This is a genomic window from Psychrobacter sp. Sarcosine-3u-12 (genome assembly GCF_002836005.1).
GTDB lineage: Bacteria > Pseudomonadota > Gammaproteobacteria > Pseudomonadales > Moraxellaceae > Psychrobacter > Psychrobacter okhotskensis.
Map to the genome: position 1 here is coordinate 22,798 of NZ_PJBY01000070.1, position 21,218 is coordinate 44,015.

The window sequence follows — 21,218 nt, forward strand, 5'->3', positions numbered from 1 at the left end:
TTTTTGACCCAGCATTGTATTTTTAAAAATATAGAAGCTGAGTTAAAAACCCAGCCTACAATAATTAAATTTTATAGCTATAAGTTTGTTTAGTAATAACTGAGGCCATTCATGGGCTTAAACAAGCTAGGGCTTGTTAAGAAATGCTAAACGCTTAGCTCTTTGCGAATGATTGCCGCGCCCTCGCTCAACGCTTTCAACTTGCCGCGTGCTACCTCGCGAGGCAAAGGTGCCATGCCGCAATTGGTCGAGGGATAGAGCTTATCGGCATCGACGAATTGTAGAACTTTGCGTAGGGTATCTGCCACTTCTTCAGGGGTTTCAATAGTATTGGTTGCCACATCGATAGCGCCGACCATTACTTTTTTACCGCGAATCAGTTCAATCAAATCCATCGGCACGTGCGAGTTTTGGCACTCAAGCGAGACGATATCAATGCTTGACTGCTGCAATTTTGGAAAGGCTTGCTCATATTGACGCCACTCGGAACCCAGTGTTTTTTTCCAGTCATTATTAGCCTTGATGCCATAGCCGTAGCAGATATGCACCGCCGTTTCACACTTTAGACCTTCAATAGCACGCTCTAAAGTGGCAATACCCCAGTCGTTTACGTCATCAAAGAACACATTAAACGCAGGCTCATCGAATTGGATAATATCCACCCCAGCTGCCTCCAACTCTTTGGCTTCCTGATTGAGGATTTTAGCAAATTCCCAAGCCAGCTTTTCACGACTTTTATAATGGCCATCATACAGCGTATCAATCATCGTCATCGGACCGGGCAATGCCCATTTGAGTGGCTGATCGGTTTGCTGACGTAAGAATTTGGCATCGTCCACAAATACTGGTCTTTGACGGCTCACCGCACCCACGACTGACGGCACACTCGCCTCATAGCGATCACGAATTTTGACAGTTTTACGATTCTCAAAATCTACGCCATCTAAATGTTCAATGAAGGTGGTCACAAAATGCTGGCGGGTCTGCTCGCCATCACTAACGATATCTATCCCTGCATGTCTCTGTTCTTGCAATGTCAAACGTAGTGCATCTTGTTTGGCTTCACTTAACTGCTCCCCTTCTAATGCCCAAGGTGACCAGATTTTCTCAGGTTCTGCCAACCAAGAAGGTTTTGGTAAGCTGCCCGCGGTTGAGGTTGGTAATAATAATTCCATATTGGTTACTCTTTTATATTTTAGTCTTTTAGTTTTTTTTATATGTCGGTTGATAAAGGTCTATTAAGCCGCGCGTTTTTTTACCGCTTCTTTTTGCACAGTTTCACTTGTCACTACATAGTTTGCCGCCCACTCATCAAGAATGGCCTGATAGGGTTTAATGAACTCATCTTCGGTAAATTTGCCTTGCGTCACCGCCATCTGGCTGCGCTCCTCGCGGTCATAGACAATTTGAGTCAGTGAATAATCTTGGTATTTCAAACTTGGCTGATATACGTGACCAGCGGTTGAGTTGGCATTATAGATTTCAGGGCGGTAAATCTTTTGAAAAGTCTCCATGGTACTGATGGCACTGATTAGCTCAAGGTCGGTGTAATCACTCAGCAAATCGCCCGCGAAATAAAATGCTAAAGGCGCCACACTACCGGCAGGCATAAAGTAGCGCACTGTTAAGCCCATTTTATGGAAATAGTCATCGGTTAAGGAATACTCATCTTGCTTGTATTCAAGCCCTAGTACAGGATGCTGATTGCCAGTACGCTGATAGACTTTACTACTTGACACACTCAGACAAATCACAGGTTGTTTATCAAAGTTGGTTTGATAGGCCTCTGAGTTCAATAAGTGTTGAAACAGTTTGCCGTGCAAATCACCAAAATCGGCTGCTGGTGGCGATTTTGGGTTTTTCTCAAAATGTTCCGGCAGTACAATGCTAAAGTCATAATCGCGCACATAAGAGGAGAAGCTATTGCCAATCATACCGTCAATACGCTTGTTTTCTTTATGATCCACAATCGTTGTTTTTAAGGTCTCAATGACTGGGAATGTATGACCATTACCTTCGATATCCAAGTCAGCAGAGATGATATCAACTTCAACGGAATAACGGTCTGCTGTTGGGTTATCCCAATGCGCGAGATCATTAAAACGGTTATTTATCATAGTCAGCGTTTTGCGTAAGTTCTCTTGACGTCTCTCGCCACGCGCCAAATTGGCAAAGTTAGTCGTCAGACGTGTGCTGTCTGCTGGCTGATAGTTTTCATCAAAACGAATGCTCGAGATGGAATATGTAAATTGTTTACTCATGATAATCTCCTACCCTAATCTCATTGACTGAGATAACACCAAATTTTTGTATGTGGTAATCATACCTAAATCACTACATGAATAAAAACGATACAATTTTGATATAAGATGAATATTATTCATGTTAGAAGAGTTGCCACACGATAGAAGAAAACTGATATCAGCAATATCGTCGCGTTTTTAGGATATTTTGACTATATGATGGATACGGCAGCCCTATCTAATGCAAGAGCTAAGTAGGCACCAACAAGGAAGATAGGAAGAGTTTGGCGATAAGTAATGACTCAATAAAAAAACCAAAACGCTATAAGTCTTGGTTTTTCTGCTTACCATGATAAATATACTTCACACGGTTACATAAAAAATCTGCTTCTAAGCCTAGAGCGTGTCCTCAATTCAAACGCTTGTATCTAAATGGACTAAAAATGGCTAAATTTTGCCAAACATTGTCAAATAGCTGATTAATATCTCGATATTATTTGCGCTACTTTCCTCTTTTGACGGCAATTTATCTTATTTTTATGACCATTTTTAAAATGAGGACACGCCCTAGAAATCTACTGCTTTGCCGCCTCAATCTGAATATCCAAATCAACTTTTTCAGTGATACCTAACAAGGTATATTTGCTAATGCCCCACTTGGTTCGATCAAGCGTCGTCTTAAAATCTCCACCGCACACGGATTTTTTTAGTATAAAGCTAAAATAGCAGTTGAATTTGGTTGCTGTTAACGTAATAGGGTTGGTCTTACCATGCATTGTCAGCATGCCATCAACTTTAGTGACCCCGGCGCTGCCTTTTTCATCTGCAAAATGCCACTTAGTAGACTTAAAAGAAGCCAATGGGAACTTTTCAATATCAAAAAAATCTGCACTTTTAAGAGTGTTATCAAATTCTTTGTTGCCAGTATTTAGACTGTTTAGCGGAATAACCAACGAGACATTGCCTAGCTTAGACTCTGGGTCGTACTCTACCTGACCCGTTATATTGTAAAAGCCACCTGTATTGGTAGAAGTACCAAAATGGTCAATCGCAAAGCGGGCATTGGCATGGGTTGGATCGATATTATAGGTGGTAGCTTGACTACTAGTGATACCTAAAGCAAGCAATAGAAGCGCTGCCAGAGGCTTACGATAAGATAAAACGACGGGTGGTAGTGAGAATCGACGCATAACGACATTCCTTTGTAGCGGTCTATGGTAGGTCAATCACGTCCGCTGTGATCAACAACTTTGTCCATATATAATGACGCTAAGACCCTATTTAAGCAATAAATATTGTCTTGCGCCATCATCATGTCATCATTCACGACCTACTAAGGCCCTACAATAAGGTATGCCCTAGACCTTTTCCTCAGACCTTTTCCTCCATCGTTGCCTGCTTTTCTTTGCCATGCGGCATTAGCCATTTAGCAAACCAGCCTGACAAATCATCCATCAAGGTATAAACCACTGGAATCACCACTAAGCTTAATAATGTGGAGGTTACCAGACCGCCAAGAACAGCAGCTGCCATCGGACGACGGAAAGTAGGATCCGCATCGCCCCAGCCAAACACCAATGGCAACATGCCAGCACCCATCGCAATAGTGGTCATAATGATAGGACGCGCGCGCTTATGACAGGCATCAATAATTGCCTCAAAACGTGCCATGCCACGACGCTGTGCAATCAGCGCATAATCGACCAGCAAGATAGAGTTCTTGGTAGCGATACCCATTAGCATGATAAAGCCAATCATCGATGGCATAGACAGACTACTATTGGTAATCACCAAGCCGACGAAGGCACCACCAATAGACAAAGGCAATGCCATCAGAATGGTGAAAGGTTGTAGCAGACGTCCAAATAACAGAATAAGCACGCCTAAGATACAGACCACACCGACAGACATAGCGATAATAAAGCCGCTGAATAACTCGGCCATGTTTTCTGCCTGACCTTGATCAATGACAGTAATTGACGATGGTAGTTGCTGCATCGTCGGTGTACTTTTGACCGCTTGCACCAAATCACCCAGCTCGCCACTGGCAGGCTGGACAGTAATCGTAATAGCACGCTCTCTATCAAGCCTATTAATCTGAGCAGGTCCTGTGCCAAAGTTTAGCGACGCAACCTCACCGACCCGCACCCCTTGACCTGCAGGCTGGGTATTCGGCACATACAAACCCTCTAATTGACTGACATTTTGCTTGGCAATATCTGGCAAGCGCACCACAATAGGTATCTGCCGCGTGTCTAAGTTCAGCTTGGATAAACGCTGCTCATAGTCACCAACGGTCGCTATACGTAACGTGGTAGCGATATCTTGGGTGGTCACCCCTTTATCAGCCATCGCCAATCGGTTCGGCGTCACTGTCAGCTCCTGACGCGGCAAACTGCGGTCGCTGGTCACTGATCCAGCACTCGGTAACGCACGGATATCTGACATGATCTGCTGGACAGTCTGTTCTAATACTTCTGGATTGGTACTGGTTAAAGAAAAATTATATCCTGTCTCACCGCCGCTCGATAGACCGACTGTAAAACGAGCACCCGGCACCTCTGCCAACATATTACTAATTTTTCGTTCAATCTCTTGTTTAGAGATACGCTCTGCTCGCGGCGCTAGCACAATATCCAAGCCAGCGATGTTTTCTGCTTTACCCCCGCTTGAAGCGGAATCCATCTCCTGCTGCGCTTCCCCCACTGAGGTAAAGATATTGGTCACTTCAGGCATGGCTAAAATACGCGCACTGGCCAGTGCGGCAACGCGCTCAGTATCCTCTAAAGCCACATCAGGCGTAAGCTCAATTGCCACACGCGTTTGGTTAATATCGTTATCGGGAATAAAAGACGTCGGTAGCAGTTTTACCAATGCCAGCGAGGCCACAAACAAGACCAAGGTTGCGCCCATCGTGAGCCAGCGATGCTGCAACGTCCATGAGACTATCTTGAGATACCACGTCATCATTTTGCTTTGTTTTTCGACGTACTTTTTTTCTGGTCGTAGGATATAGGCCGCCATCATGGGCGTGATCAAACGCGCCACCATTAATGAGGCAAAAATTGATAAGGCGGCCGTCCAACCAAACTGACGAAAGAACTGACCGACAATACCACCCATAAAAGCGGTGGGCAAAAATACTGCAATTAGGGTAAAAGTCGTGGCGACTACTGCCAACCCAATCTCATCGGCGGCTTCCATCGCTGCCTCATAAGGCGTCTTACCCATACGCAGATGGCGAATGATGTTTTCGACCTCAACGATGGCATCATCGACCAGTACGCCAATGACCAGTGACAGTGCTAACAGGGAGATAATATTGAGACTAAAGCCAAACAGATACATGCCTAAAAAAGTAGGAATGACGGATAGCGGCAACGCCACTGCCGCTACGATGGTGGCACGAATATTCTTTAAAAACAGGAATACCACTACTACGGCGAGCAAACCGCCTTCAATGAGCATACGTAGTGAGGCTTGATAGTCTTCTGCAATGGGAGTGGCCCGGTCATAGACTTTTTCAATATTGATATTGCCGACGTCTGCGGACAGCTTGGCAAGCTCTGCATCGACCAGCTCCATCACTTCAACTTCACTGGCACCGCGTGAGCGCGTAATATTAAACGCCACCACCGTTTGCCCATCGAGTTTAGCAATAGAGCTTGGATCAGCCGCGCCATCAGTGATTTGTGCCATACGCCCAAGCGCTTGGGTGCCACCTGTTGGTACAGCTACTTGCAGATCATTCAGCTCACCTGCGCGCTCGACCGCACCCAACACCCGAATGGTTTGCGTGGTTGTGCCCACTTCCGCTTCACCACCTGAGCTGTCTTGTTGAATACCCGCTATTTGTTGCGACAGCTGAGTAATAGAATACTTTAGCCCACTCAAAGCGATAGGATCCGCCGCGACGGTAATCTCACGCTGTAAACCACCGATCCGGCTTACCGTACTGACGCCCGGAATGTCAGAGAGACGCTTGGTAACGGTATCATCCACGAACCAAGAGAGGTCTTCTACATTCATGTTATCAGCAGCCACCGAATAGGTGACGACTGGGAATCCGGCAGTTGAGACCTTCGTAATGATAGGATCATTGGCCGCTGCTGGTAGGTCGCCCTGCACTTCACCGACCGCTGAACGCACATCGTCGACCGCTTCTTGGATATCTTTTTCTAAGACAAACTCAGTGACCATCGTGGCCGCCCCAGTTTGTAGCGTCGTCCGAATATGCTTGACACCTTCAATACTAGTGAGCTTATTTTCTATCTTTTTGGCAATATCGTTTTCGAGCTGCGACGGTGCGGCACCCGGCAAAGTCACCGTGACCACGACCGCTGGCAAATCAATATCTGGAAACTGCTGCACCTTCATTTGCATAAAACCGTAGATGCCGCCCAAGGTCAGCAGCACAAACAGCAAGATGGCAACCAAAGGGTTTCTAATCGAGTAAGCGGAGACATTTAAACTCATGAGCGCGCCTGCGTGGCTGTGCCAGTGGTTGCAGTGTTTGCAGCTTTACCAGTTTGGCTGCCTGATGTATCAATGGCGGTATTTAGACCATCAACGATACGTACCAAGTCGCCGTCGTTTAAAAAGCTACCGCCCTGCTTTACAAGTCGGCTGTCTGCTGATAGTGGCTCCGTTAGTGCCACATTGTCACCAAAGCGCTCACCCAAAGTTACGCGTTGTTGCTTGATACGGCCAATGTTTTGACCGTCTTGGCTCTTAATATTGGTCACTAGCATCACGTAATCATAGCCGTCATTACTGACGATAGCGCTATTGGGCACCGTTTGCGCGCTGGTGCTACCCAATAAAAACTCGCCCGTTTGATACATGCCCGCGCGTACTTTTGAGTTTGGCGCAAGGCTAGCATAAATGGTGATTTGGCGATTATCATCGGCCGTTGGCGCAATACGATTAACTTTACCCATGACCGAATCGCCGGCTGGCAAGCTGACGCGCACTGGCGTACCGACACTCACTTCGCCTAGCAGCTTAGGATCGATATCCGCACGCCACTCTAAAATACCGCCTTTAATAATGGTAAATAATGGCTCGCCTCCAGCAACGCCTCCAGCAACGCCTCCAGCAACCATACCGACTTCCGCCATTTTTTCACTGATAACACCGCTGACTGGCGCGAGCACATTGGCGTTCTTCACACTCAAGCGTTGGGTACTAAGACGCGCTTTCGACGCTTGCAAGGCCGCCTCTGCCTGTAGCTTTGAGGTACGATAGCGATCCGCTTCTTGCCTACTAATGGCATCAATCTCAATCAGCGGTAGGACACGAGCGGCATCGGCAGTTGCATTGGCAAGCGTTGCTTCGGCTTCGGCAACATCGGCTTCTGCCTGCAAGACTTGCTGCCGCATGGCATCAGTATCAAATATCGCCAGGACTTGCCCCGCTTTGACCCGATCGCCTTCTTCAACCAACACCTGCTCGATAGCCACACCATTTACTTTAGGGCTGACATTAGCGACATCTTTGGCACTGATGGTACCGTCCGCACTCAAAGTATTGCCAATCGTATCTTGGCTTGGCATCACGGTTTCTACCGATAGCACAGACTGCTCCGTACTGGCATCGCTCGGATTTTTGCCATCGTTTTGTGTGCTTGCCGATGTTGGTGACCCATCGCTGAGCGCCTCATCACCAGCGCCCCAATATTTTCCGAGCAGGACACCAATGACCAGCACAATACCGAGCACTGGCAACAACCACAGCGGCATCTTTGACGAAGGTTTATTACCTAGCGTGTCAGCTTGACGGTATGGTGGCAGCTCAGATTCAGGAGATAGTTTAGGGTTGGTTTCTTCAAGATCGCTCATGATAAGTCTCTATAAGTACGGGCAATAATAAAATTCAAAACAATTAGCATAGGTTGTTAAGCCTAGTCATAGCTATAAATGATAGTAATAATAAAAATGGCAGAAAGTAGAGGCAGTCTCTAAGCTGATGTTTATTATTGCAATAATCTATAAAATAATTGAGGATAGCACAATCTAATCGTCATCTTGTTTTTTATATAGTCGGTTCAATTTGGAAATAGTACAAGGCAGCCGAGTGCAGATGTATAGGTCATACTTCAAACGAGGTCAACGCCGTAACATTTTTATAGTAATTTGACTATAAAACGAAGTAGCCACATAACACAACGCACACCCCTAAGAATGTGCGTTGTCATTAATCAAGTTCGAGCATCTATCACCAGTAAATTAGAAGCGATAGCCGACGCCAAGATAAGTAATGTATGGATCGATATCAAGGTTAGACTTGGCACGAATCAGTTTTTCGCCAGCTTCGTTTTTGACCGTAATAGTTGTGTCGCTATCGAGTTTTGCATAGGACAAAGAGCCGACGCCAAACCATCTGTCATTAAAGTCATAAGTCGCACCAAGAGTGAGGATAGGGGCAAAGGCGCTATCGGCCTCGACATCAACCTTCATCGCACTACTAGATTTTACATTTTCTAAAGCAGCGCCTGCTTTGCCATCTTTGATATTTTGGATTTGATCGCCAGCACGCTCCAAGTCTTGACGGATACCGTCATTCAAATCGATATCATTAAAGTAGGCATACATGACGCCTGCTACCACGTAAGGGCGGAATTTATTGACGCCAGATTGGCCAAATTGATACTGTATACCAGCTGCTGGTAGCCAAGCTCGCGCCGTTGATGCCACCCCATTGCCTTGCTCTAAGTCCGTAATCGGAATGTCTTTTTTAATCGCAAACTCTGGCAATACCGAGCCTATCCCACTAGCATTAACCTCACCAGTAAAGGGGGCGAAGACCTGACCCTTACCCATGATATCTACTTTTGGTGGTATGCCCGCTTTGAACTCTACTGACCAGTTGTCATCAAAATAATAGTTGAACAACAAACCTGCCGTATCGACATCATCAGATTCTAAACCAGTACCAGCACTGGTCCAGCTCTCTAAGCCATTAACGTTGACTGTGCCCGATGCCGATGCACCCAACTCTCCTAGATCCGTATCAGCTGGCAAAATACCTAACAGCCCATTTACGGCTCTTAATGTGCCGGAATCTTGATCAGGGTCGATGACTTCTCGAACCGTTGAGATACGTACACTACCATTTTCTAACGTCCTGTTAGAAGCTATCAAAGCAACGACTATAGTATTATTTGGCCACTTTTCGTTCTAACTAAAACGCCAAAACAGCCACATACTAGCAAACCAGCACGGTCACAAATAGTGATGCAGCAACATAAACTGCCATAGTAGTGAACATATATCAACCGAAATTATCGAACAAATAAGTCAATATTAGTTTATTAAGATATTAGAGTGCGAATATTTGAGCGCAAGCTATCGCAATACAGATAAACTATAAACAATTGATTATACTCATATTTTATATTCGTAAATTGATATTAGCGAATAAATATAACCAGTAAAAGAACATAACTATATAAATTATTCGATAATAGTATGGTTGGCTCAAGACAATTCAGATAAAAGGGAGGCGAGTGAAAGTAAGGCAAGTAGTAAACTTAATGAGTCTAATTTATATAGGATTGACTATACGGATAAAAAACCCGCTATGCATTGGTGTAACGGCTGGCTTCTGGCATCCAGCGATGGATAAGCTGACTGACATCTGCTTTACGTGCAGGATCAGCAATTAAGTGTTTGGCAAGGTGCTGGGCAATGGCAAATAATTGCTCATCACGAATCAGATCGGCCAAATAATAACCGACATTGCCCGTTTGACGTTTACCCAGCAGCTCACCCGGCCCGCGCAGCTCTAAGTCTTTTTGGGCAATGACAAAGCCATCGGTACTGTCGCGCAATACATTTAAGCGCTCCGTGCCTGTTTCTGACAACGGCTTTTGGTATAACAACACACAGTAGCTTTTGGTCGAACCACGCCCGACGCGTCCACGCAATTGATGTAGCTGTGACAACCCTAAACGTTCGGCATTTTCAATGACCATGAGCGACGCATTCGGCACATCGACGCCAACCTCGATGACCGTTGTGGCAATGAGCAGATCAAGATTTCCGGATTTGAATGCTTGCATGATGGCTTGTTTGTCAGCGGACTTCATCTTGCCATGGACGAGACCAATGCGAATATTTAAGCGCTCATTTAGGTCTTCATAAGTGGCTTCCGCCGCTTGCGCATCCAGCACACTAGATTCTTCTACTAATGAGCAGACCCAATAGGCCTGCCTGCCCGCCTCACAATTAATCGCAATACGCTCAATCACCTCATCGCGGCGATTACGGTCAATGGTCACTGTCGTAATTGGTGTACGACCGGGTGGCAACTCATCAATGATAGAGGTATCCATATCACCATAGACGCTCATCGCCAGCGTACGCGGAATGGGCGTTGCCGTCATAATCAGCTGATGCGGCGTGCTATTGGCTACGCCTTTATTGGTCAAGGCCATACGCTGCTCAACGCCAAAACGATGCTGCTCATCGATAATGACCAAGCCCAACTTGGCAAACTGTACTGTTTCTTGAAACAACGCATGAGTCCCAACCACTATTTGCACCGTATTCTCACTCACCGCCTCTAATGCTTCGCGGCGCTGCTTCGCGGTTTGTTTGCCAGCCAACCAGCCGACCCCAACACCTAAGGGTTCAAACCAGTTTTTAAAATTGACCAAATGCTGCTCTGCTAAAATCTCTGTGGGTGCCATAACCGCCACTTGCCAGCCACTGTCGAGCGCATAGCCTGCCGCACCTGCCGCGACCAACGTTTTACCAGCGCCCACATCGCCTTGTACCAGTCGCAACATCGGAATAGAAGTCGCCATATCAGCTGTGATGTCTTTCATCACCCGTTGCTGTGCGCCTGTTAAATCAAAGGGTAAAGCGGCAAACAACTTATCCGCAAGCGGGCTTTGAGCGGCACATTTAGGTGCTTTATGCTGATGTAATTGCTGACGTCGATATAACAAACTGAGTTGATGCGCGGTTAACTCTTCAATGATTAATCGCTGGCATGCCGCATGAGTACGAGCACTTAATTGAGTGAGCAGCTGATATTGCCGACCAGCATCGGTATAAGTGGGCGGCGTGTGCAATAACACTAAGGCTTCAAATATCGTCAGGTTATAGACATTACTATTGGCAATACTAGCAGCGGCTGTATGGGGTTCATTATTTGCACTATAAGTAGAAGGGCTGGTTTTATTGACACTATTATTAATAGAATTGTCAGGCACACTGCGGGCAAGCGTTGAAAAAATATCGTCTGGAAAATCATCTTCTGTAACTGCTGATTTAGTAGGCTCAAAGGGTGCTAACGGTAAATCAGCGACCACGGCAAAATCGTCATTGGTAAACAGCGTCATCGGTAGACCTTGACTGCGCACAGTTTGTAGCGCCAACTTAATCAAAGTACGCAATTTATTCTGATGCAAGCCTTTGACACTAGGATAAATGGGCTGCAACCCAGTATTGGTTATGGCGCTGCTATCAGTAATGATTTGATACTCGGGATGATGCATCTGCTTACCATAACGGCTGACTTTTACTTCGCCGAACAATTGCAATTGCGTGCCCAAACTCATGGTCTGCGCCAGACCTCGATAGACTTTAAAAAACCGTAAAGATATCGTCCCAGTGTCATCATCTACAATCACGGTCATGCCACTGCGCTTGACATCGACGTGTACCACGCGCCCAGTGATTAACGCTGCTTGTCCATGCCCCACGTCTGCTATCGATACCAGTCGGCTACGGTCTTCATAATCTCGTGGCAGGTGCAGTAGCAAATCAAAGATTCGCACAATACTCAACTGTGCCAGTTGCTCGGCAACCTTGGAGCCAACACCTGCCAGCGCCGTCACTGGCATATCGAGTGCCGACATAGGCTGCTCAGATCTCCAATGCTCGGCTGACTGAGTTGAGGAAGGTGATGAGGCGTGACTAACCGATATGGGCATCAAAAATCCTAACGATATTGGTTTTACATTGCGTAAGTGCAAAATAGTTTATTAGGCACTCTGATACTACTTACGACCTATAAAAGCGATGATAATCAACTGGCTATAAAAATACTGAGTCAGACTCATTATAACTGACAATATGATTGATTATGCTAAGCTATTTAGTAATACTGCGTCTAGATGCTTTGTGGAGACATACATCCAATCTATCCTTTATGGATTAGCAACTTTACCGATAAGAAACTTTATCGATAAATAGCTTGCTTGATAAATAAATGTCTCAAGAATTAAACGTATAAACAATCAACCAATGCCCTAACTTATGATGATTTTATAAGGTCTTTTTTATGTTTGCGCCCACTTTACTGCCTCAATCTTATCATCATTTGCTATTCCTGCGTATCAGTGTGTTTGCCATATTGTCCCTAAGTATCAACGCTTGTAGCACGCTGACACCGCCACCAACATCAGTAGCACCCATAGCAGATGCACCAAAAGTTGCGTTGGTATTGGGCGGCGGCGGTGCCAAAGGTTTTGCGCATGTTGGCGTAATTAAGGCGTTAGAAGCAAACGGCATCAAACCAACTTTGGTCGTTGGCACCAGCGTCGGCAGCTTGGTTGGTAGTCTATATGCCAGCGGTTACATGCCAGCACAGCTTGAGCGCTTGGCATTGACCACCACTGATAGCGAATTGACGGACTTTACCTTATCCAACCAAGGCTTTATAGAAGGTATCAAACTCAAAAACTTTATTAATACCAAAGTTGGCGGACGCCCTATAGAGTCTTTTCCCATACACTTCGCTGCGGTCGCGGCTGAGAAGCACACACTAAAAAAAGCGGTCTTTAGCACGGGAGATGCTGGACTTGCCGTTCAAGCGTCTTGTAGCGTGCCCAATATTTTTATTGCCCCGCGTATTCCCGAAAAAGTTGGCAAAAAATATATTGATGGCGGTGTGGTCAGCTTAGTGCCTGTCGATAGCGCGCGTGATTTGGGGGCAGATATCATCATCGCTGTCGACGTGACAGTGCCTACTAGCAAAAAGAACGTAACGAACAATCTTTTACCTGCTATCACCTCATTGAGTGGCTTTTGGGCATTACTTGAAAACAATCTATCCTCTAATGTAGCACCTAATAACACTTCCAACGTTGCTTATGCAGACGCCAAACACAGCGCATCGATACGCAATGAACGCGGGCGCGCTGACATCGTCATTACCCCTGATGTGGGTCATATTAGCTCATTAGATACCAGTCAACGTAGTGCCCTTATTACGGCTGGCGCGCAAGCCACCACACCACAAATCACTGCGATTAAGCAATTAATTAAAGAAAAATCGCAGAGTAAATATGCGACTCTATAGCGATATATAATCAAAATACCCTAAAAACGCCACGGTATTGCTGATATCAATTTTTTGTCGTCTCTGTCTGCGCAGGTACATTACAGCAAAGAAGATTGATATCAGCAGTGCGTAATGTCTCGATATTATCTGCGCTATTTTCCTTGTTTGACTGCAATTGACCTCACTTTTATCACCATTTTTAAAATGAGGACACGCCCTAGAATTTCAGCCATTAAAAAAGCACCGCAGTCATAAATCGTGGTGCTTTTTACTGTTAGCTAGATCAATTCTGCTTAAACAGACGGCATCAATTAATAAGCAAATTTATTTAACGCGGGCGCGATATTTCACTGCCACGGTGTCATTAAGGCCAACCCCTTCGATATCCCAGCGTACCGATTTATAGTATTTCAATGGGATTTCTTGCAGTTGGTTGTCTACTTTGCCACGTAGCGGCATACGGGCGAAAGTATTGCCATCGGTGCTACCATAGGGAAAGTCAGGAGAGACCGCGCGCAATAGTTCTACTTGCTCAGGGATACTCATGGTGACCGTCATTTTACGGACGCGATCAGCATTGGTATTGGTAAAATACCCTTGATACTCTAAGACATTGCCTGACTGCAAACGCGTATTGGCATTAACCGGCACCAAGACCTCTTGACCATTGGCATCAACACTAATCAGCGAGGCGGTAATTTTGCTATTAACGGCTTGCACGGTAGAGTTACCGCTATTGGTGCTTGCTTGATTGCTGTTGGACTGCACAGCAACTGAAGTATCGATCGCTTGCTCTGGCGTCGGCAACATCGCTGATGCTTGGGTGACCGCCATGACACCGACGAGCGTACCGGCTATCACGTGAAACAAGCGGTGGCCGCTAAAAGCGCTAAAAGGATTGGCAAGATGGTTACTTTTTTTCATGACTTTCATTATCCCTAGTTAATGTATCGGTAAAACGTAGCTGGCAAAACTTGACTGTCTTGTTAATACCTTCTTAGTAATACTGTCTTGTTAATGCTTTTTTATCAGCACTGACTTCTGAATACTTTTTAATATAAAACTTATCGCTGCAACATTGCGTTTTAACGTCTTAAGTTTTTGACGATTTGAATAGATGAGACTTTATATAAGCAATGTATTTAATGGCTACCATCTCTGGCTATAGATAGACCAGTCATCATCATATACACTGAGTACTAATAACGGTTATTTTTATTGATTATCTGCGTTAGCCGTCTGTAAAGCAATAGCGATTAGCATAGCAAAAAGCGTTTGTAGGTACACTAACCGCGTGTTGAGGTTGTGTATATCGTCAATCTACTATAAAGATTGATTAACGCTACTGAAATAAAAGATAGCTCATAACGGCGTTTTTTGCTATGGTAATTCTTTAGCGACAGGTATCTTTTGTCACGCCCCTTTTCTTATTCTGACTACTATTGCTCCTATTATGACTACTAGCGCCATGCCACAGATTAATCCTGAATACGTTCATTGGTTCCGCAACTCTGCCCCCTACATTAATACCCATCGCGGTAAGACTTTCGTGATTATGTTTGGTGGTGAAGCGGTCAATCATTCGAATTTCAGCACGCTTATTCATGACTTTGCCTTGTTACATAGCTTGGGTATCAAGCTAGTCTTGGTACATGGAGCACGACCGCAGATCGAAAAGAACCTGCAAGGGACTGATATCACCTCGCCGTTGCATGAAGACATTCGAGTGACGCCGCGTGTGGCGATGCCTTCTATCTTACAAGCCGTTGGTGCCATCCGCTTACAGATAGAAGCACAGCTGTCGATGGGACTGGCCAACTCACCCATGTATGGCTCGCGCATCGATGCCGTTTCGGGCAATTTTGTCACTGCTCGTCCCTATGGCATTCGTAATGGTGTCGATTATCAGATGACCGGTGAAGTGCGCTCTATCGACGTTGAGGCGATTAAAAATAACCTACTCCACGATCATATTGTGATTTTAGGCTCAATGGGTTATTCGGCGACAGGTGAAGTCTTTAATTTACTCGCCGAAGATGTAGCATTGAGCGCTGCGGTGGCACTTGGCGCGGACAAGCTTATATTTTTGGGTGAAGAAGCCGGCATCAATGACGATGACCGCTTGCTACGCGAGATGATTCCAAACGAAGTCGATCGCTTCTTACGGGATCGGGACTTAAACTGTGAGATTAACTACTTTTTAAATTGCGCCAGTAACGCTTGTCGCCAAGGTGTCCATCGCACCCATATTATCTCTTACGCCAAAGATGGCGCGCTATTGGAAGAGCTATTCACCCGTGATGGCTCTGGTACGCTCATTAGCCACGACCCTTATGAAGAGATTCGCCGCGCAGATATCGACGATGTCGTGGGACTTATTGAGCTGTTATCGCCATTAGAAGAACAAGGCATCTTAGTCAGCCGCTCGCGCGAACGCTTAGAGCAAGAGATTGATCATTATAGTGTCATTGAGCGTGATGGTATGATTTTGGGCTGTGCAGCGCTCTATCCATTAGATGCGGATGCTGCAGAAGTGGCTTGTGTCGCGGTTCATCCTGAATATCGTAGCGGTAGCCGCGGTGCTGACTTGCTGGCATTTTTAGAGCAGCAAGCACGCAGCCATGGTCTGCATAAGTTATTTGTTCTGACCACTCGTACCGCGCATTGGTTCGTTGAGCAAGGCTTTGCGGAAGTTGAGGCAAGCGCTTTACCAGAAGCGCGCCGTGAAAAATATAATAACGGTCGTAACTCTAAAGTGTTCCAAAAAACGCTATAGCACCAAAATCTCTATAGTCAGCGCCTAGGTTAAGTCGTTAAAAGCTCACTTAATTACCGCACACGAAAAAGCCCTCATAATAGTTATGAGGGCTTTCTTATTTCTTATAACCACTATAGGTTAAAAGTCTAATAACGCATTATTTTACTTTTAACAGCTCAACCGTAAAGATCAATGTGCTGTTAGGCTCGATACCTGAGTTGCCCGCTTCGCCATAAGCGATGTCTGATGGGATATAAAACTCATATTTGCCGCCCTCTTTCATCAACTGTAGACCTTCGGTCCAGCCAGCGATGACTTGATTCAGTGGGAACTCAATTGGCTCACCACGCTCATAAGAGCTGTCAAATACCGTACCGTCAATCAATTTGCCTTCGTAGTTTACTTCGACCACGTCAGTTGCTTTTGGTGATTTACCAGTACCTGGGGTGATGACTTTATATTGTAAGCCAGAAGCCGTCTCTTTTACGCCTTCTTTTTTCGCGTTTGCCGCTAAGAATGCTTCACCAGCAGCTTTATTGTCAGTCGCTTTGCTTTCCATATCTTTGACAAACTTCGCTTCTTGCTCTTTTTGATAGGTCATCAATACTTCTTGCATTTGCTCTTGCGTCAATGCGGAATCATTGCCTTCATAACCATCACGGAAGCCTTTTTCAAAGGTATCAAGATTTAGATCACCGACCGCTTCTTTGTTACCTTCAGCCATCATATAGCCCAAGCTATAACCTACTTTTTCATTGGCTGGGCTTTTTTCAGTGACTGAAACGCTTTGGGTAGAAGTTTCTTGATTACCATTATTAGTACTACAACCGGTAACTAATAACATAGCACTAGCAAGTGCACTAACGCTTAAAGTGGTGATTTTTTTCATATATTACTCTCAAATTGTAAGAATAGTGGCGAGATGTCACATATTTCTATAATAACAAATCTTAGTTTTAGGAGCCACGGTTAGGATAAAATTATCGGGCTAATGTACAGTCTGTGTTAAAATTTATCATAAAAATAACAAGTTATCACACAAATATAGTAACAGGTTAAGCTTTCTGTCTTTAAATCTATCAATACATCAGCTAAGCTAAATTAGTTAAGGTGATAAGTAACTGAACGTAAGTTTTACTAATATATGTTTAGGTATCGGTAGCAGCGCTGCGCAGCACAAATGTATCACCAGCGCAAGCCTATGTTTACCATAATAGTATTACTGATTCAGTCATTATAATATCCCTGTATAACTTAAATTAAAAATACTATTTATAATTACCATCTATATGGTTTTGCTGAATAATAACGGTGCTGGGTACATGACAATTGTGCCAGCTATTCTTGTTATTTTGTGGCTCATGTATGATGATTAAAGGAGGATAAGATGAATCCAATGTTTACATCTTTTAACGGTTATCTTGGTGGGCCCATCGGCTCTATCATTGGCGCGATTTTGATATTTATTATTGGCTGGCTCGTGGCACTAGGTATCGCGGCGTTGGTACGTGGTGTGTTGTCTAAAGTGAACCTTAACCAACGCATGAACTCTTCCACTGGTAAAACCTACGATCTAGAGGGTATTATCTCTAAGATTGTTTTTTGGTTTATCTTTATCATCGCAATTTCAGGGGCTCTTAGCCAATTGAACTTGAACTCTATTTCGGCACCATTTGCAAACATGGTCAACCAAGTATTGGCCTTTATCCCTAACCTTATCGGTGCTATCGCCCTTGGTGTGATTGGTTGGGTAGTGGCAACTGTTGCCCGCACAGCGATCAATGCCGCATTGGCCAAGACATCAATGGATGAGCGTTTAAGTGCACAAGCTGGCGTCAAACCAATGAGCAGCACAATTGCTGATATGGTTTATTGGTTCATCTTATTGGTTGTTCTAACCATGGTATTGGGTCAATTAGAGCTTGATGGTCTATTTGCACCATTGACTAATATGGTTGACAAAATCTTCAGCTTTATTCCGAACATCCTAATTGCTGGTGTTGTATTTGTCGTTGGTTATATCATTGCTAAAGTAGTACGCGGCATTGTGACCAACCTTGTTTCTACTTTTGATGTGCAAAAACTGGCAACAAAAGCAGGTTTAAGCGAACAAAACAGCCTACCTAATATTGCGGGTTCATTAGCCTTTTTAGTTGTGATTATCCCAACGATTATCGCAGCATTAAATGCGTTAAAAATCGAAGTGATTGCTCGTCCTGCGACGAACATGCTGAACAAAATCATGGAAGCGTTGCCAAATATCTTTATGGCAGTTGCTATCCTCGTTGTGACTTTCTACGTGGTACGTATGGTCGCTAACATCATCAAAGGCTTGATCGAAAACACTCAGATCAACCAATTGCCTGCCAAAGTTGGCTTGCAAGAAACGATGGGCGATAAGAAAGTTTCAGACCTCGTTAGCTATGCGATCATCTTCTTTGCGATGTTATTCGCTTCTATCGCTGCCGCTGATTTGTTAGGTTTTGAGCCTATCTCAGCTATCATCGCGATGTTTATTGCTTTCGGTGCCAACATCATCTTGGGCGCGATTATCCTATTCATCGGTTTTTGGCTTGCCAATATCATTGCTGGTGTCGTTGAGCGCTCTGAGCAAGGCTCACAGTTCTTAGCAAACATCGTACGTGTATTAATCATGGGTTTGGTACTAGCCATGGGTCTAAAAGCGATGGGTATTGCTGACTCTATTGTTAACCTAGCATTTGGTCTAACACTAGGTGCCGTTGCGGTTGCCTTTGCTCTATCATTCGGTCTTGGTGGTCAAGAAGCAGCAGCACGTTTCCTCCGCAAGATGCAGGATAAAATGGACAAAGAGCGTACTGAAGCAAAAGCGAAGTCTGCTTTGACGCCTAATTCATCGACGCAAGACAAAGTTGCTGATTCAGTTCGTGAGAATACGCCGAGTGCACCAACTACCTCGGCAACTAACTTACGTACAGATACAGTCGATACCACAAAACTTGGTACTGACCCTGTAGATACTACTGATGTTGGAACGACTAGAACTCCTGGAATTCAGACAGATAATGATTTGTTACCTGGTAGTGGTCTTATCGACAACACTAATAAATAAGTCTTTATGACAGTATAATTTTGCATGAAAAAAGACAGCTTAGGCTGTCTTTTTTTGTGGGTATAATCAAAACATCCTAAGAACGCGACGGTATTGCTGATGTATCAATATTACTTTCCATTGACTATATTGGTTCGTGTTGGTTATTTCAATAGTTATATAGATGTAGTCAATTCGACATAGAATCGATACGCTAATATTACCAGCAGCACTGTATTTTTTTATAGTGATTCAACTATACTTTTTAAGATTGAACGCCTACGCATTTACCTAATTACCAAGGCGTGCCACTATTTATGGTTTATCTTTGCGGGCTGGAATAGAAAGGTTGAGACGAACTTGAGGCAAATCGTTTGCTTGCTGCGTCAATTTTTTGCTCGTAGGCTGCTCAGTACCTTGTTGTTTAAGGCGCTGTATTTGCTTGGTAAGTTGACGCTCGCGCTGGGTCATACTATTCATAGGTTGAATCCACAGATCGATATCTATAAAGGTCTCGCCTGCCTCAGAGATAAAGTCTATACCAAGTACAATGACGTGATGCAGCTCAGCCATCGGTAGCCGCGTGGCAACATCTTGCGCAATTTGCTGTAAGTTTGGCTGAATAGCCGCCTTACTATTCTGCCCCTGCACATCTTGACCATAGAATATCAGCACATAATGCCGACCGAGATTTTCATACGAATGCTGATGTACTACATAGCCAGTTTTTTGCAACGCCTGCTGTTGTTTTGGGTGTCTATATAAAGTGCGGATAAGCTCATGCCGCGAAAACAAAGACTCATCTAAGAGTTGCTGCTGCCAAACAGAAAATGAGGGTGTTATTGACTCTTTATCTGCCTTAGCTTTTAGCTCTGCACTGACCGTATGAATCATCTGCGCACTAAGCTGCGACCAAAGTGTCGCGGCCTGGGCCATATGTCTTTCATACATCGGTGCCGTTTTGCTTTGATTCTTTTGCGCTAGGCTCATGGCTATCAATGCAGAATTGGGCGCTTGCTGAATACCGTACTTGATAAGCGCGTTATCGACCGTGATAGCGTGGTTAAATAAAGATACACTGCTTAAAAACTGCCTGATAATTCTTTCTTCGGACTCAAAGCTCGCGATGTGACTAGATACCGACTGCTGTAGCTGCTCTAGATGATATCCCAAAAACCGCCATAGCTCGCATGGTGTCTGCAACGCTAGCATTATCGAACACCAATCATGCCAGCTGAATATTTGAAGTTGCTGACCACTGTCACTTATATCAACGACTAAATCTTCCATAAAGTAGCGCGCAGCAAACGCATGCTTTAGACGCTTGGGTAACTTACTTGGCTGACTATTACTTTCAAAATCACTATTGTTTTCAATATTACGGTTATTATCACTATCGCTACTGTTGTCATTGTCGCCACCATTGTTAATGCTATTTTTAGCGTGCTCACTAAACTGGATATCGACGACCAATACCTCATAGCTGAGCAGCTGAGCGTCTTTACTTTGAGAGGTGTAACTCTTATGCCATGCCAGCGCTGCTTTGACTGCTGCCATCCGCACTGACTCAATCTTAGCCAAGCTCGTCTCAGAAGGCAGAGTTACCGTGAGCGTTAATAGCTGCAGCTTACCTAGTCGCAACTGATAGTGATACTGCCGAGCCTCATAACGCGCCTCTATGGTTTGGAGATTAGGTAAAACAATCTCTGACGCAGCTGCCTGCAGATAACAAGCCAATTCATCAGCTAAATGACCCCATTCAGATGTGGCAGTAGTCGAATTTAACACAGTTCCAACCTTTTATTATCAATTGAATATAACGCATCCTATAATGCCACTGAGAACGATAATG

13 protein-coding genes are annotated in these 21,218 nt (G+C 44.7%); 3 read left to right on the forward strand and 10 right to left on the reverse strand.

Going from position 1 to position 21,218, the window contains the following annotated elements; all coding sequences use genetic code 11:
- Positions 1-146 precede the first annotated feature (146 nt).
- From CXF65_RS01970 to recG, 7 genes are all read right to left on the reverse strand, one after another.
- Positions 147-1,175 carry a methionine synthase gene (locus CXF65_RS01970; protein ID WP_101210850.1) on the reverse strand — a complete coding sequence of 343 codons (1,029 nt, stop codon included), beginning with the start codon at positions 1,173-1,175 and terminating at the stop codon, positions 147-149.
- Between the two features lie 63 nt (positions 1,176-1,238).
- Positions 1,239-2,261, reverse strand: coding sequence for a DUF1852 domain-containing protein (locus CXF65_RS01975; RefSeq protein ID WP_025653195.1), 1,023 nt, complete (start codon positions 2,259-2,261; stop codon positions 1,239-1,241).
- 557 nt (positions 2,262-2,818) lie between these two features.
- Positions 2,819-3,433: a YceI family protein gene (locus tag CXF65_RS01980; protein ID WP_025653194.1), complete on the reverse strand. Its 615-nt coding sequence runs from the start codon at positions 3,431-3,433 to the stop codon at positions 2,819-2,821.
- A 181-nt stretch (positions 3,434-3,614) separates the two neighbouring features.
- Positions 3,615-6,719 (reverse strand): efflux RND transporter permease subunit, encoded by a 3,105-nt coding sequence (locus tag CXF65_RS01985; RefSeq protein ID WP_101210851.1) that lies wholly within the window; start codon positions 6,717-6,719, stop codon positions 3,615-3,617.
- The gene (locus tag CXF65_RS01990; RefSeq protein WP_101210852.1) at positions 6,716-8,083 is read right to left on the reverse strand and encodes an efflux RND transporter periplasmic adaptor subunit; all 1,368 of its coding nucleotides are present in this window, start codon (positions 8,081-8,083) and stop codon (positions 6,716-6,718) included. The genes CXF65_RS01985 and CXF65_RS01990 overlap by 4 nt, the downstream gene beginning before the upstream one ends.
- Before the next feature lie 387 nt (positions 8,084-8,470).
- Positions 8,471-9,385, reverse strand: coding sequence for an OmpW/AlkL family protein (locus CXF65_RS01995; RefSeq protein ID WP_227523181.1), 915 nt, complete (start codon positions 9,383-9,385; stop codon positions 8,471-8,473).
- Positions 9,386-9,822: 437 nt separating this feature from the next.
- Complete coding sequence (recG, locus tag CXF65_RS02000; RefSeq protein WP_101210854.1) at positions 9,823-12,186, reverse strand: ATP-dependent DNA helicase RecG; 2,364 nt, start codon at positions 12,184-12,186, stop codon at positions 9,823-9,825.
- Between the two features lie 350 nt (positions 12,187-12,536).
- Between recG and CXF65_RS02005 the strand changes: the two genes are divergently transcribed.
- Complete coding sequence (locus tag CXF65_RS02005) at positions 12,537-13,556, forward strand: patatin-like phospholipase family protein (protein WP_101210855.1); 1,020 nt, start codon at positions 12,537-12,539, stop codon at positions 13,554-13,556.
- A gap of 306 nt (positions 13,557-13,862) precedes the next feature.
- Here the strand turns inward: CXF65_RS02005 and CXF65_RS02010 are convergent, their stop codons facing one another.
- Positions 13,863-14,462 (reverse strand): hypothetical protein, encoded by a 600-nt coding sequence (locus CXF65_RS02010; protein ID WP_025653186.1) that lies wholly within the window; start codon positions 14,460-14,462, stop codon positions 13,863-13,865.
- Positions 14,463-14,991: 529 nt separating this feature from the next.
- Here CXF65_RS02010 and argA point away from each other — a divergent pair.
- Positions 14,992-16,314 carry an amino-acid N-acetyltransferase gene (gene argA / locus CXF65_RS02015; RefSeq protein WP_101210856.1) on the forward strand — a complete coding sequence of 441 codons (1,323 nt, stop codon included), beginning with the start codon at positions 14,992-14,994 and terminating at the stop codon, positions 16,312-16,314.
- Between the two features lie 139 nt (positions 16,315-16,453).
- Here the strand turns inward: argA and CXF65_RS02020 are convergent, their stop codons facing one another.
- A complete protein-coding gene (locus CXF65_RS02020) occupies positions 16,454-17,185 on the reverse strand; it encodes an FKBP-type peptidyl-prolyl cis-trans isomerase (protein WP_025653184.1) in 732 nt (243 codons plus the stop codon).
- A 498-nt stretch (positions 17,186-17,683) separates the two neighbouring features.
- Here CXF65_RS02020 and CXF65_RS02025 point away from each other — a divergent pair, with 498 nt between their 5' ends.
- Positions 17,684-19,387 carry a mechanosensitive ion channel gene (locus CXF65_RS02025; RefSeq protein WP_101210857.1) on the forward strand — a complete coding sequence of 568 codons (1,704 nt, stop codon included), beginning with the start codon at positions 17,684-17,686 and terminating at the stop codon, positions 19,385-19,387.
- Positions 19,388-19,681: 294 nt separating this feature from the next.
- Here CXF65_RS02025 and CXF65_RS02030 read toward each other — a convergent pair whose 3' ends face one another.
- Positions 19,682-21,154, reverse strand: coding sequence for a hypothetical protein (locus tag CXF65_RS02030; protein WP_101210858.1), 1,473 nt, complete (start codon positions 21,152-21,154; stop codon positions 19,682-19,684).
- Between the last annotated feature and the right edge of the window lie 64 nt (positions 21,155-21,218).